Annotated in this window: 12 protein-coding genes; 1 reads left to right on the forward strand and 11 read right to left on the reverse strand. The window is 56.5% G+C overall.

The annotated features are described in order from the left end of the window. The 9 genes from F8J34_RS09650 to ftsH form a co-directional block, all read right to left on the reverse strand. A partial coding sequence (locus F8J34_RS09650) for a hypothetical protein (RefSeq protein ID WP_297058916.1) occupies positions 1 to 249 on the reverse strand: 249 nt, incomplete at its 3' end. Next, on the reverse strand, positions 239 to 1714 hold the full coding sequence (locus tag F8J34_RS09655) for a hypothetical protein (RefSeq protein WP_297058919.1): 1476 nt from the start codon (positions 1712 to 1714) through the stop codon (positions 239 to 241). The genes F8J34_RS09650 and F8J34_RS09655, both read right to left, overlap by 11 nt. A 19-nt stretch (positions 1715 to 1733) precedes the next feature. After that, on the reverse strand, positions 1734 to 2297 hold the full coding sequence (locus F8J34_RS09660) for a GNA1162 family protein (RefSeq protein WP_297058922.1): 564 nt from the start codon (positions 2295 to 2297) through the stop codon (positions 1734 to 1736). 37 nt (positions 2298 to 2334) lie between these two features. Further along, positions 2335 to 4245 carry a hypothetical protein gene (locus tag F8J34_RS09665; RefSeq protein ID WP_297058925.1) on the reverse strand — a complete coding sequence of 637 codons (1911 nt, stop codon included), beginning with the start codon at positions 4243 to 4245 and terminating at the stop codon, positions 2335 to 2337. A gap of 12 nt (positions 4246 to 4257) precedes the next feature. Continuing rightward, positions 4258 to 5232 (reverse strand): cytochrome c3 family protein, encoded by a 975-nt coding sequence (locus tag F8J34_RS09670; protein ID WP_297058928.1) that lies wholly within the window; start codon positions 5230 to 5232, stop codon positions 4258 to 4260. Positions 5233 to 5268: 36 nt separating this feature from the next. Beyond that, positions 5269 to 6096, reverse strand: coding sequence for a hypothetical protein (locus tag F8J34_RS09675; RefSeq protein ID WP_297058931.1), 828 nt, complete (start codon positions 6094 to 6096; stop codon positions 5269 to 5271). Between the two features lie 12 nt (positions 6097 to 6108). Beyond that, complete coding sequence (locus tag F8J34_RS09680) at positions 6109 to 7158, reverse strand: 6-bladed beta-propeller (RefSeq protein WP_297058934.1); 1050 nt, start codon at positions 7156 to 7158, stop codon at positions 6109 to 6111. Between the two features lie 68 nt (positions 7159 to 7226). Continuing rightward, complete coding sequence (locus tag F8J34_RS09685) at positions 7227 to 8405, reverse strand: cytochrome c3 family protein (RefSeq protein WP_297058935.1); 1179 nt, start codon at positions 8403 to 8405, stop codon at positions 7227 to 7229. A gap of 106 nt (positions 8406 to 8511) precedes the next feature. After that, positions 8512 to 10392 (reverse strand): ATP-dependent zinc metalloprotease FtsH, encoded by a 1881-nt coding sequence (gene ftsH, locus F8J34_RS09690; protein WP_297058939.1) that lies wholly within the window; start codon positions 10390 to 10392, stop codon positions 8512 to 8514. 121 nt (positions 10393 to 10513) lie between these two features. Between ftsH and F8J34_RS09695 the strand changes: the two genes are divergently transcribed. After that, positions 10514 to 11347, forward strand: coding sequence for a fumarate hydratase (locus tag F8J34_RS09695; protein ID WP_297058942.1), 834 nt, complete (start codon positions 10514 to 10516; stop codon positions 11345 to 11347). Here F8J34_RS09695 and ftsZ read toward each other — a convergent pair. Then, complete coding sequence (ftsZ, locus tag F8J34_RS09700) at positions 11344 to 12474, reverse strand: cell division protein FtsZ (RefSeq protein WP_297058944.1); 1131 nt, start codon at positions 12472 to 12474, stop codon at positions 11344 to 11346. The two genes, F8J34_RS09695 and ftsZ, sit on opposite strands and share 4 nt — an antisense overlap. 2 nt (positions 12475 to 12476) lie before the next feature. Beyond that, on the reverse strand, positions 12477 to 13386 hold a 910-nt coding region (gene ftsA, locus F8J34_RS09705), incomplete at its 5' end, for a cell division protein FtsA (RefSeq protein ID WP_297058947.1).

Below are 13386 nucleotides of genomic sequence, written 5' to 3' on the forward strand. Positions count from 1 at the left end.
CTCCAGGAATCTCTTTACCACCCCCTCCTCCGTTACGTCCAGCCCCTGCTCCACCATTTCGCTTATGACTATTCGGGTGAGCATCTCCCCCACCCCTTCTTTCTTGGTCTGATTCACAAAAGGAAGCACCGCCACCCTGCATATTCCGGGCTCCCGATTGGCGGCTATACGTAACTCGGGCTCGTGTCCAAAACAGGAAACACACATCCACAGGAGTAAACAGGCCCAGGCCGCCCTCCTAAAATTCACTCACCCACTCCTCCGCCTTCTTCGGTTTCTTCTTCTCTTTCTTGGCCTGCATGACCACCGGCACGATCTTTCGATTGCGCATGATTACCCTGTTGCCCAGCACATCCCTGAGCCTGAGGGTATATCGAAGAGAGGAGGAAAGACCCTTCAAAACCAGTTCCCTGTTTACCGGCTCCTCACCCTTCAACTCCCGGACGATCCTTCCCTTTTCGTCGGTAATCTCCAGAGTCCATCCCCGCAGGGGCACCGGATGGGGCGCTATGCGGAAGGAAATCTTGAGTTTGTTTCCGTCCTTCACGGCCTTCACCTCGGCCTTGGGGGGAGCATTGACGAAGATAAGCTTGGTCTCCTTCCAGCTACTGTTGCCCGCCTGGTCCCATACCTTCAATCTCACCCGATAAACTCCTTCCCGCAGGGGATGTCCGGAGGCATCCGTACCCCGCCAGATGAAACGCGGAGGAAGCTTTCCGAGCCCTTCCTCACTGATCACAGGCTGAGCACCCTTTTCCGGAAAAACCTGCAACAGCCATCGGGATATATGATCTGCGTTACGGAGGTAGGGTCTGAGTTCCACGTAGTTTTTGAAGGCCGGAGCCTCCGGAGTCTGCCGGGCCCGATAAATCCTTAGCTCGATCTCCGGAGGAGTATTGTCCACCCGATAGGTGGCCAAAAAGATGCGCTTCTCAATCCGCCACCCCTTTTCCCATCGAATTACCAGATTTACCGGATAACGTCCTTCGTCTTTCGGAGCCTTCCAGAAGGCCAGATAATAGGCCCCCTGTTTGAAAAGAGGCACCCACCGCTTTCCCAGATCCACCCCCATCTTGTCCGGAGGAGGTCCGGAGATCCTCAACCTTACCGCACACTCCACCCTCTCTCCCCCGCGCACACTCCTGGGACGCAAAAGAACCTCGTCCACCGCTACCACCGGAGGAGGCATGGCTTGCATTCTCAGTTCTTCCTTTAAACCCGCAAAAAGCCTTTCACAGGACCAGCGCAAAAAATCCTGAAAGGTAACTTTCTTGAGGCCGAGGAAGGGATGCCAGTCCTTACCGGTGTAAGAAACCGTCCCCCCCCATATCAACCGAAAATCTTCCGTCCGAAGAAGCCTCACCGAAAGACCCAGCAGGGGTTCCTGAGGATCCATCTCCAGGACCGTCCCCAGCAGGATATACCTGGCCCTGAACTTCTGCATGAGCTCCCGGGCTACCACCCTGTCCACCCAGCCCGGGCTCTTTACCCTCAGCCGGGCCAATTCGGGAATGACCTCCTCGGGATAGATGACCTGAAAACCTTCTCCGGACAGATAATCGGCCACCGCCCGGGCAATCTCAATGTTAATACCGTTGAGCCCCTTGCTAAGATCCTCAAAAGGAAGGACGATGATCTGCGCCCGGGCCGCCGCCGCCCAGAGCAGAATAAGGATGGCCAGCCAGAAGCCTTTATTTAAAACCCTCTTGAACAAAGGAGATCTCCATAACTTTTTATTTAAAAGTCCTCAAAAGTCTATCCACCAAACGAAAACTTACCTCAATGGCGTTTTTGGGCTTCCACCCGAAAAGTCTTCCCACCATACTATACCCTGTCTCCGTGCCTCCGGCCTTCCAGATTATCTCCCCGGAGGCTACATCGATGAGGCGCAGACTTACACTTACCACCGGATAGGTGTAGGAGCCCTCTCTTTCCTCCTCATAGGCATCCACACTTCCCACCAGAAGGGCCTGCACCCCGAGTCGCTTTCCCAGACGCCTGATGGTGGCCTTATCCAGCCCCATGCCCTCTTCCACACCCTCCTCCGAAAGGACCTCATCCACCACCGTGCGATCCACCACATCAAAGACCCCCAGAGCCAGAGCCTCCATGGTTACAATGTCCCGCATCCGATCCGCGGCCTGCTTGTTCCGGGTGTGATTCTCAAATTTGAGCACTGCTACCCGCTTCACAAAGGCCGGATCCACTCCCTGGCGCAGATAACTCCGGATCTCCCCGCGTGTGCCACACCCCCACAGCAGGAACAGCATCAGAATCGGAAGGAAAAACTTCCGCATTTTCAGGCCTCCTTAAGTTTATTCTAAGGATTCATGTCTAAAAAACAAGACTCAGGTTGATAAACCAGCTCCAGCTGGTGTCTCCGTCGGTTTTGGTCCAGGCATAATTGGTATTAAAGTTGATGTGCGGCCCCAGATCCCAGAAAAGATTCACCGAATAGGTATCGGTCTTGGTGTCGTCCCGGGAACCACTCCAGCCTCCGCTAAGACGAATCTTCGGGGTGGGAGCCAGAGAAATAGCATAATTATAAGTATATTGTGTGGTCCCATCCGAATCGGTAAGAGTGTGGATGGTATTAAAAAAGAGGATATCGGAAATGCGCCAGTTCAGGGTCCCGGTATAACGCTTGGAGGTAGAGGTCTCTCCTCCTGAGGGTTTGGAACGGGAATAGTCCACCCGAAAATCCACGGTGACCTCCGGACGCAGACGCGCTACCAGATCCCAGGTGGTGGAATAAGTCCGTGTAACCGAAGTGGCATTTCCGAAACTCTGGTTGCGATTGTACCCCGCATTGATCTTGAGAATCAAATCCGGATAAAGTTCCATCTGGGTGCCCAGACTGTAAGCTTCGTTCTGGGAGGTGGGTTCCCCTCCCACCCAGTGTTTAAAGTAGGTATAAGCTCCGCTGATACTCACCGTCTCCAGAGGGTCGGATCCTATGCCCAGAGAATAAGTCCAGGTCTCCTCCCGGGGACGATCTTCCTTGTCATCCAGGTTGTAGGAAACCGTAAAACGGGGGCGAAAATATTTATTGGGAGTCCAGGAAGAAGAAAAGGAATGATTGAACCGTTTCTCCTCCGGCCCTTTTTTGGGAGAGGTAATGTCGTAGGAAAAATAATAACCGGTATAGATGTTCCGGGGAAAGTTCCGGGAAAGGCTCAGGTTACCCTGGTAATGGGTGGTTTCGCTCTCGGTATGTCCCTCCGTTACATAATAAAAACCCCTTACCCGGGGATCGGGAAGAGGTTCTCCTCCGGCCGGAGGCCCGGAAACCACCTCCAGTTTGTAATAACGATAATCAAGCGGAGAAGAAAATTCGTAGGGAAGGGCCACTCCTGAGGCCAGAGTATTCCAGGTTAGGCCGTCCGCGCTGTAATAAATGTTCCAGCGATAGGTACCGGGAATGGAAATGCGATTGGCCCAGTCTCGATAGAACTCCAGGCCCTGGATCTCGCGATTGGAGATCACCACGATCTGGTCCCCCACCTGGATAAGGGAAGGAGGGGTGCCGTTAAAAGAAAGATCTACCCCTACCCTCGTCCGCCCCCCCGGGCCCAGAGCGTAATCGGATTCGCTGTGTAAAAAAGAATACTGCTGAAAGAGGGAAAAATTAAATCCATAAAAGACCCTGCTGTAGGATACCCGACCTACATGAGACCAGCTCTTGGTTCGGGAGAGGGCCACCAGATCCTTGTTATAGTCGAAGCGATAATCGTAGGTGACATTCAGATTCCTCAACCGACCCCCTTTGAACCGACGGGCCAGAGAAATCCCCCATCCGTGACTCTTGGTATCCACGGTGCGGGGACTGGCCTCGTTCCACTGCCGGTTTAGATTCCCGAAGAGATTTATACTCACCTGCCGATATACCGTATTGAAAATGGCACTCCAGGAGCGACTTTTCATCACCGGGGTGGATTCGGTTTCGGAGCGCGTACCGGTACCGGTAAGGTTAAAACCAAATAGATCGTTAGAAAGATTAAAAAATATGGAGGGAGCCCAGCTCTCCCGCCAGGTATCCCCCTGACTCTGGCGGGAGTAGCGTACACTCCCCCCCATGTTCATGGCCCGGCTTAATTCCTGAGAAAAAGAAAAGGTGTAATTCTGGGTCCAGAGCGTGGGGGCTCCGGAGATCTCCGAACGCTGCCAGTTGGCGGAGAACCCGAACCCCCACGCCGAACCCGTCGTGGCCACCAGGGCCAGTAATAACCATATCCAAAAACGCATCACCCACGCACATTATTTGGGGTGCACTCCGGCCCCCGCTCGCCTGGGCCCCATCCCCAGAGAGTGAGGATCGAGATGGCACTTCAAGCAGCGCGGGAACCTCTTGTGCAGAGCCGGGGAATGAGGCTTGCCGTGACAGCCTTCACACCTGGGCTTGAACCCGTGCTTGGGATGACAGAAGGTGCAGGCCAGCTTTCCGTGCTTGGCCGCGGTGGTGGAAAGCTTCTCAAACTCCACCTTGTGACAGGAACCGCAGACCTGATTCTGCACCATGAGCCCCTTGAACGGCTTGATGTTGAGCGGCATGTGCGGATTGTGACACTTCAGACAATCCTTCACCGTCTGCCCCTTCACGTGCCCCTGCTCATGGCACTCAAAACAGGAGGGAATGCGCCCGTGACGCTCGGAATGGCAACCCTCACAACCCACATCCTGGTGAGCACTCTCATGATTCTGGAGCCAGGCCGTCTCTTTCTTGTGGCAGAGACCACACTTACCGCTTACGTCCGCCAGCTTGATGGTCCGGGGACTGTGCGGGTTCCGGTGACAGGAAAGACACTGCGTGACCTTCTTTCCGTGAGGATACCCGTGACAGCGATTGCACTTGGGCATGATCTCCTTCCAGTTGTTCTCCACGGGATTGTACTGATGAAACTTCTTGTGACAATTGGTGCACACCTGCCGGTGCTTGCCACCGTGTTTTTTGAGGGTCTCATAGATACCAAAATGGCAGCGGGCACACTCCGCCGGCGTAAGAGGCTTGATCTTCATCTCATAAATATTCTTGGGCTTCTCTTCCTTTTTCTTCTCCTCCTTCTTGGCTACCACCACCTTTTCCGCCTTGGCCGGGGCCTTCTTCTGGACTTCAGAGGTCGCACTCGGCGCACCCGGAGCCACCTTCTTTCCGGCCTGGGGAGCGGTACAGGAGGTCAACCAGAAAACCACCACCGTACATAAAGCCAACAAGATCAAAATCGCCTTCCTCATCTCTGCCCTCCCTCCTCTCATTATTGATACTTTCAACTATTTCACCAGGTTGTGTGGATCCTGGTGACAATCCAGACATCCCTTAAAGCCCTGTAACATGCTCTGGGGATGCGGAATACCATGACAGGTCTGACACCGAGGCTTCACCCCGTGGACCCCCCGATGACAGAACACACAGGCCAGACGCGCATGCTTGGTCTTTCCGGACTCAAGCGTTTTTTCGATCTGGCCGTGACAGGCCCCACAGAATCGATTGGGAATGTTGGCTCCGTAGGTGACCTGCGTGGGCTTGTGCGCCTGATGACACCCTACACAATCGTCAAAAGTCTGCCCCTTGAGATGGGGTTTGTGGCACTTGAGACAGGTGGGAATGTAACCGTGTCGGGTATGACAGAAGTTACAGGGCTTCTGGGCATGCGCACTGGGGAATTCGGCCATCTGTTCCCCGGGCCCCGAATGGCAGGTAAGACAGGCCTTCTTGTACTGCCCCTTCTTGAAGGTGATCTCCAAAGGAGTGTGAGGGTTGGTATGACAGGAAAGGCAGTTCTTCAAGGTAAAATGGGCCTGCCCTTTATGGCATTCGGAACATTTAGGGATCATCTTACTCTTAGGAAAAAGCGGGGCGTGCCCCTTGTGACACCCCAGACAACCCACCTTGCGGTGCCTGTGCCCTTTGGAGGCCAGCTCTTTTACCTGCTGAGGATGACACTTTATACAATCCGCATCCGTAAGCACCGCCGGTTGAGGCTTTTCCGCGGCTGCCTTGACCTGAGCCGGGGCTTTAACCGCTTCCTTGCCCCAGGCCCCAAATCTACCTCCACCTACCAGGGTCAGAACCACTACCAAAAGGACCACCCTTTTCACGGCTGCGCCTCCTTATTGGGGTTTTTTACCCGGTTTTTTCTTGGGTATCTCCAAAGGCCTCAAGGGAGTAATAAAGGAAGGCGAGGGCGAAAATACACCTTCTTCCTCCCCGAAAACGAAGACTTGCACCCGATGATTGAAAAGATCGGCTACATATATCCGCCCCGCCGGATCCACCGCAATATCCGTGGGATAATTAAACCACCCCGGCGACCACCCCCGCCCGCCGAACTCAAAGAGAAAATGCCCTTCCCGATAAGAATAGGCCAAACCCGTGTGACGCATATAATCCACCACCAGAATAAGCCCCAGCTCCGGATCCGCGGCTATCCCCCGGGGACGACTCAATTTCCCCGGACCACCGCCCTTCTTACCCCCTTTAAACAAAAAATGTCCTAAGGAGTCAAAGACATAAAAACGCCCCATTTCCGCACTCAAAAGATAGACCCTCCCCCGGGAATCCACATACACATCCGAGATCTGAGCCCACTTGCGGGGAAGCTCCGGAGCCGGATGATCCCGCACCCGGATGACCCGGACAAAATGTCCCTCCCGGTCCAGCACCACCACCCCCTCAAAACCACTACCGGCGACGTAAATATGACGCCGACCAATGGCTACCGAATTGGGGGCAAAACCATCGGCCCCGTTAAAAGGCATGTCTTTAAAGATTATCTCCTTCTCAATGATACCCGCCCCGTTGAGTACCGTGAGACGCGCCGGCTTCTTCCCTGTATAGGCCTGACATACATAAATACGCCCTTCCTCGTCTATGGCCACCCCATAAGGAAGGAAAATACCCCTCCCCTTACCCAGGGAATAACGGGGAAAGAAATCCGGACTGAAGACCGTAATCTCCCACCGCCCGGGATCTACCACATAAACCTCATAGGTTGCCGGATCTATCCCCACCGCTACCGGATTCAAGAAGGTCCTCCCCTCCGCATCCCGCGTGAGTACCGCTATTACCTTGAGTCTCCTTACCGGAACCCTTTCCTGGGCCCAGCAGAAAAGAGCTCCGATAAGGAGAATCAGACACGCTAACCAAACCGCACGACGCATGGACAACCAAATCTAACTTCAAAAAAGGGGGGCCTTGCGGCCCCCCTCGTCAAGAGCTCGGGCCGAGCTTACTTGTTGGTATGACAGGCGAAACAACCGCAGTTTCCGTTCTGATTGCCGGCCGTACAGGCACTGTAGTCCCACCGCAGCATATCCGGCCAGGGCGAAGCATGAGCCTTGTGGCAGGAGAGACAGAGTACGATATCATCGTTACCAGTGAAGTTGACCGTGGAGCTCACCGTGCCGTTGTTGTTCACCGGGAAGCCATAGGCGGTATTGCCCAGAGGCACATCCGGGAAGTACTGACCCACCGCCGAGACACTATTGAAGAGGCTGGGGTTCGGATACTGGGTATAATTGTCGGAACTGGTCACCGCCTGACTCAGAGCAAAGTCCACCGGGTGCCGCACCCAGGGATTGCTGGTTCCGTAAGCCCCGGAGTTCTCGAGTACATAGTCATGGAACTTTCCGTGACACTCCGCACACAGGAAGTTTATAGAGGCCGTGTCCGGAGTAGTCCCGGTGCTGTTCCCGGAACCCCGGGTGGTAATGGAGGTGGCATAGTAACCGTTGTGAGCCGAAGAGCTGGGGTTAAGCTCCCAGTTAGGATCTTCTACTCCGGCGATACCCAGCAGGAACCGATAGCTCTTCCCGGGAGTGCTTCCATCCAGCGTAGAGTCGTCGGCATGGTGGGCACCGGAAAGGGCCACGAACTCGTCGGACTTGGAAGGATCACCGTGACATCCGTAGGTACCGGCACAGGTCACCTGAGTGCCTGCCGGCCAGCTGGAACGAGCCACACCACCATAATTGGGCTCAAAACCCGGCGGGGTCTGCAGGGTGGCGTCTTTGTTTACGATCCCGGCTACATTGTGACCGTACTGGTCGCCCTGAGTGACGTACCAGAAGTTACCTCCGGCCAGGATTCCGCGAGTACTAAAATCATCGAATTTGTAAAGTGTAGCCCCGTTTCCTACCCCCTGATCGATCACATAGACCTGAGGAATGCTGTTAATAATGGCACCGGTGGCATTGGAGTTGGAGAAGGCCTGGGCGTGACACCCAACACAATCGCCCCGCAGGAGCATCCGATAGGGCCCCTGGCCGTTATAGGTCATGGGGTTTCCGCCCTGGGAATTATGCATGGTGTGACAGTTGCTACACACCCCGCTTACCCGCGCTTGAACCCGCCCCATCCACAGGAGCAAAGCCAAAACCAGAAAACCCAACCAATAGTATTTACGCATATCTTTCACCTCCCACACTCTAATTTCCTTCCTTAAATATTTGTAAATCATTCTATGATAGTTTGTCAAGACACGATTTGGGGGACTTTTAGGAAATAAAAATTTCCTAGTCCGGATCTCGGGAATTTTTCGCCCCGGAATAAAGCAGATCTTCCAGTTCCTGTCCTTCCAGGACTTCCTTCTCCAGAAGAAGCTGGGCAATCTTTTCCAGGCGTTCGCGGTTCTGGGAAAGGATCTCCCGGGCCCGGGAGTAGGCCTCTCTCAGGAGACGACTCACCTCCTCGTCGATGGCCCGGGCCGTCTCCTCGGAAAGGAGCTCCCGCTCGCGGAAGGGAACCTCCAGGAAGAGATGCTCACGCCGCCGGAAGGTCTGGGGCCCCAGCTTGTCGCTCATCCCATAGTCCATGACCATGGCCCGGGCGATCTCGGTGGCCTTCTCCAGGTCGTTCTGGGCCCCGGTGGAGACCTCTTCAAAGACCAGCTCCTCGGCCGCCCGCCCCCCCAGAAGCACCGCCAGCCGATCCAGAAGCTCGCCCCGGGTAAGGAGATAGCGGTCCTCGGTGGGAAGCTGCAGGGTGTAACCCAGGGCCCCGATGCCCCGCGGGATGATGGAGATACGGTGCACCTTATCGGCTCCGGGGACCGAGGCCGCCACCAGGGCATGCCCGGTCTCGTGATAGGCCACGCGACGCTTCTCTTCCGCGGAAAGATAGCGGTTCTTTCTCTCAAGCCCGGCGATAACCCGATCCACGGCTTCTTCGAAATCCTCCATCTCCACCTGGTCCTTACCCTTACGGGCGGCAAGCAGACAGGCCTCGTTGACGATGTTGGCAAGATCCGCCCCCACCATCCCCGGAGTGCGGGCGGCGATGACCTTGAGGTCCACGTCCGGGGCGAGCTTCACCTCCCGGGTGTGGATCTTCAGGATCTCCTCCCGGCCCTTGAGATCCGGCCGGTCCACCACGATGTGGCGATCGAACCTTCCCGGACGGAGCAGGGCCGGATCCAGGATCTCCGGACGATTGGTGGCGGCAATAATAATGATGCCTTTTTTGGGATCGAAACCGTCCATCTCGGTAAGAAGCTGGGTTAGGGTCTGTTCCCTCTCGTCCACCCCGGCCACCGGAGAAACCCCCCTCACTTTACCCAGAGCGTCGATCTCGTCGATGAAGATGATACAGGGAGCCTTTTGTTCGGCGGTGGCGAATAGATCCCGCACCCGGGCCGCCCCCACCCCCACGAACATCTCCACGAAGGAGGACCCGGAGATGGAGATGAAGGGCACCCCGGCCTCCCCGGCTACCGCCCGGGCCAGAAGCGTCTTTCCCGTTCCCGGAGGACCCACCAGAAGCACCCCCTTGGGAATCTTCCCTCCCAGGGCAGTGAAACGCTGGGGATTCCTCAAAAACTCGATGATCTCCTTCAACTCCTCCACCGCCTCATCCACCCCGGCCACGTCCTTGAAGGTGACTTTGATGTCCTCCTGGACATAAATGCGGGCCTTGCTCTTGGCGATCCCCATAACCCCGCCTTCCGGAGGGCCAAAGCGTCGAAAGAGGAGAAGCCAGAAAAGCACCAACAGAAAAAGGGGAAGCACCCAGGAAAGCACCGTGGAAACCCAGCCGGAGCGGGGATGAGCCTTAAAACGGATGCCCTTCTTCTCCAGAAGGGGAATCAGCTCCGGATCGTTCACCCGACCGGTGCGAAAATACCGGCCCACCTTCAGGGGTTTCTTTCGTAAACGCGAAAGGACCTCCGCCGCACCGGGCTTGAGCTCTCCCTCGATATAATCCTGGGAGAGGACCAGATTGTCCACCAGCCCCTGACGGGCCAGGACCTTGAACTCGCTATAGGCGATCTCCTCCTTGGGATAGGTCAGAAACAAAGGCCCCACGAAAAAGAGCAACAACAGGCCACCGATAATAATCCAGGGCCAGTAACGGCTATAAGCTTCCGGTAACGGTGTGGATTTCTTCTTTTTGGGCATCTACCTTCACGCTTTAAGAATCTGGCTAAAAATAGTCTTTTTTGAAGATATGGTCAACCTTGAAACCCTGCCTCGAAACGGGGTTGAACTTTAAGGATAAAAGCAGGAAAATGGGAAGAGGATGCGAGAGATACCCTCCCGGAAGATCGTAGAGGCCATCGCCCGGGGACTGGAGCTTGCGGTACGGGAATTGCCGCAGGAGGTGGAAAAGGCCCTCCGGGACGCCCGGGAAAAAGAAGACTATCTTCTGGCCCGGGCCTCCCTAGAGATCCTCCTCGAAAACGCCCGCCTGGCCCGGGAAAACGGACTGCCTCTGTGTCAGGATACCGGGATACCCGTGGTCTTCATTCGCATGGGGGAGGAGGTCCGGGTAAGGGGACTGTATGCAGCGGTAGAGGAAGGGCTGCGTGAGGGAGCCCGAAGGGGCTATCTTCGGGCCTCAGTGTGTGAGGCCCTTTCCCGCAAGAACACCCGAACCAATACTCCGGGGATCATCCACCTGGAACTTACTCCCGGCGAGGATCTGGAAATCTTTCTCCTGCCCAAGGGTTGCGGCAGTGAAAACATGAGTCGCCTGGCCATGTTACCCCCTGCCGCCGGGCTGGAAGGGGTGAAACGTTTCGTGGTGGAAACCGTGCTTCAGGCCGGAGCCAACCCCTGCCCCCCGGTAACGGTGGGGATCGGGCTGGGGGGAGACTTCGAATATGCGGCCTACCTGGCCAAAAAGGCCCTCCTGCGCCCCCTGGGAAATCCCCATCCCCGGGAAGAGGTGGCCCGTCTGGAAAAGGAGATCCTGGGAGAAATAAACCGCCTGGGCATAGGCCCCCTGGGGCTAGGGGGGCGCACCACGGCCCTGGCCGTGCACCTGGAGACCCATCCCTCCCACATTGCCAGCCTGCCGGTGGCGGTAAACCTCCAGTGCCATGCCCACCGTATGATCCGCATGGTGCTCTAATCCGCCTTGCGTCTCAAAAAAGCCGGGATCTCCAGTTCCTCCTCGGTGGGAATATAGTCCAGGATGCGGCTGCGGCGCCGCGTACGCACAGATCTCTCCTCTTTTTCCTCCTGAGGCTTCTCAAAGGGCAGGATCTTCTGTTCTTTTTCCCGGGCGCGCTCCTCCTGGGATCCAATGCCGGTGGCTATGACCGTTACCCGGAGTTCGTCCCCGATCTCCTCGTCGAAGACCACCCCCCAGAAGATCTTGGCCTCCTCGTGGGCCTCCTGGGAAATCTTATCCGAGATAAGCTGGACCTCCTCCATGGTAAGGGTTTCGGGATGGGCGGTGATGTTGAGAAGCACCCCCCGGGCTCCGGAAATGGAAATATCCTCCAGAAGGGGACTGGATATGGCACTCTGAGCCGCGGCCTCGGCTCGATGATCGCCGCTGGCTATCCCGGTGCCCATGAGGGCCAAGCCGCCCATGTCGGTCATAACCGCCCTCACATCGGCAAAATCCAGATTCACGTATCCGGGAAAGAGGATCAGGTCCGAGATACCCCTCACCGCATAATAAAGGACGTCGTCGGCCCTTTCGAACATCTCCATCAATTTGGCATTGGGGGAGGCCATGGCCAGGAGACGATCGTTGGGAATGGTGATAATAGTATCCACATATTTTTTCAGTTCCTCCAAGCCCCGCTGGGCCACCAGCATGCGCTGTTTTCCTTCAAAACGGAAGGGCTTGGTGACTACGGCCACGGTAAGGGCCCCCAGTTCCTTGCTTATCCGGGCAAAAATAGGGGCCGCTCCGGTGCCTGTACCTCCTCCCAGACCCGCGGTGATAAAGACCATGTCCGCTCCGGAAAGCACCCGACGAATCTCCTCTTCGGCCTCCAGAGCCGCCTCCCTGCCCACCTCGGGATTTCCCCCGGCTCCCAGCCCCTTGGTCAGATCCTTGCCCAGCTGGATCTTTTCCGGGGCCGGATTGAGGTCCAGGACCCGATAATCGGTATTGGCGGCGATAAATTCCACCCCCTTGAGGCCCTTGCGAATCATGTTCCGGATGGCGTTGCCTCCTCCCCCACCTACCCCTACCACCTTTATGCGGGCCTGATATTCGTTTTCCACCAGTTCAAAGTTCATCTTTACCCCCCTAAACCCAGTATTTTCTTAACCTTGGCCATCAACCCCTCAGAGGACGTCTTTTCCGAAGACACATTCAGGTATCGGTCGGCATAGAGCAGAAGCCCGACCGCGGTGGAGAGACGAGGATGATTCACCTCCTCCCCCAGCCCGGAGAGCCGGGCCGGATATCCGATACGTACCGGTAGCTCGAAAATCTGTTCGGCAAATTCCGGAAGCCCGGCGAGCAGGGCCGAACCTCCGGTGATGACCACCCCGGCACTCAGACGACCCTTGAGACCGGAATGTTCCAGGTTGGTGTTGAGGATCTCCAGGAGTTCCTGTACCCGGGGCTCCAGTATTTCCGCCAGGATCCTTCGCGAGATTCGGCGCGGGGGTTTCTGTCCCAGAGAAGGGACCTCCAGGGTCTCGTCGTTTTCCACCAGTTCGGGAAGGCATACTCCGTAGGTTTCCTTGATCCTTTCGGCGGCTGCGCGCGGGGCCTTCAATCCCACGGTAAGATCGGTAGTCAGAAGATCCCCTCCCACCGGCACCGAAGCCGTATAGCGTAGGGACCCCTCGGCAAAGACGGCTATGTCGGTGGTGCCTCCGCCGAAATCGATCAGGGCCACCCCGAGTTCCTTTTCTTCCGGGGTGAGCACCGCCTCGGCCGAAGCCAGGGCCTGGAGCACCACCGCGGAGACCTCGAGCCCGGCCCAGTTTGCACATTTAAGGAGATTCTGGACCGCCGAGGCCGAGGCCTCCACCAGAAGGGCCCGGGCCTCCAGACGCACCCCGCTCATCCCCACGGGATGAAGGATCCCGCTCTGCCGATCCACACTGTATTCCTGAGGAAGGACGTGGAGGATGATTCGATCCTCCGAAAGGGTGACCGCCCGCGCCGCCTCGAGCACCCGTTCCACGTCCTCGGGC

This window comes from Thermosulfurimonas sp., assembly GCF_015491435.1.
Classification (GTDB): domain Bacteria; phylum Desulfobacterota; class Thermodesulfobacteria; order Thermodesulfobacteriales; family Thermodesulfobacteriaceae; genus Thermosulfurimonas_A.

What these genes read in the sequence shown, in the direction of transcription:
- F8J34_RS09680 (WP_297058934.1), bottom strand. Translation starts at nt 7,158, where the DNA reads ATGCGTCGTGCGGTTTGGTTAGCGTGTCTGATTCTCCTTATCGGAGCT.
- F8J34_RS09660 (WP_297058922.1), bottom strand. Translation starts at nt 2,297, where the DNA reads ATGCGGAAGTTTTTCCTTCCGATTCTGATGCTGTTCCTGCTGTGGGGG.
- F8J34_RS09670 (WP_297058928.1), bottom strand. Translation starts at nt 5,232, where the DNA reads ATGAGGAAGGCGATTTTGATCTTGTTGGCTTTATGTACGGTGGTGGTT.
- F8J34_RS09665 (WP_297058925.1), bottom strand. Translation starts at nt 4,245, where the DNA reads ATGCGTTTTTGGATATGGTTATTACTGGCCCTGGTGGCCACGACGGGT.
- ftsZ (WP_297058944.1), bottom strand. Translation starts at nt 12,474, where the DNA reads ATGAACTTTGAACTGGTGGAAAACGAATATCAGGCCCGCATAAAGGTG.
- F8J34_RS09685 (WP_297058935.1), bottom strand. Translation starts at nt 8,405, where the DNA reads ATGCGTAAATACTATTGGTTGGGTTTTCTGGTTTTGGCTTTGCTCCTG.
- ftsH (WP_297058939.1), bottom strand. Translation starts at nt 10,392, where the DNA reads ATGCCCAAAAAGAAGAAATCCACACCGTTACCGGAAGCTTATAGCCGT.
- F8J34_RS09695 (WP_297058942.1), top strand. Translation starts at nt 10,514, where the DNA reads ATGCGAGAGATACCCTCCCGGAAGATCGTAGAGGCCATCGCCCGGGGA.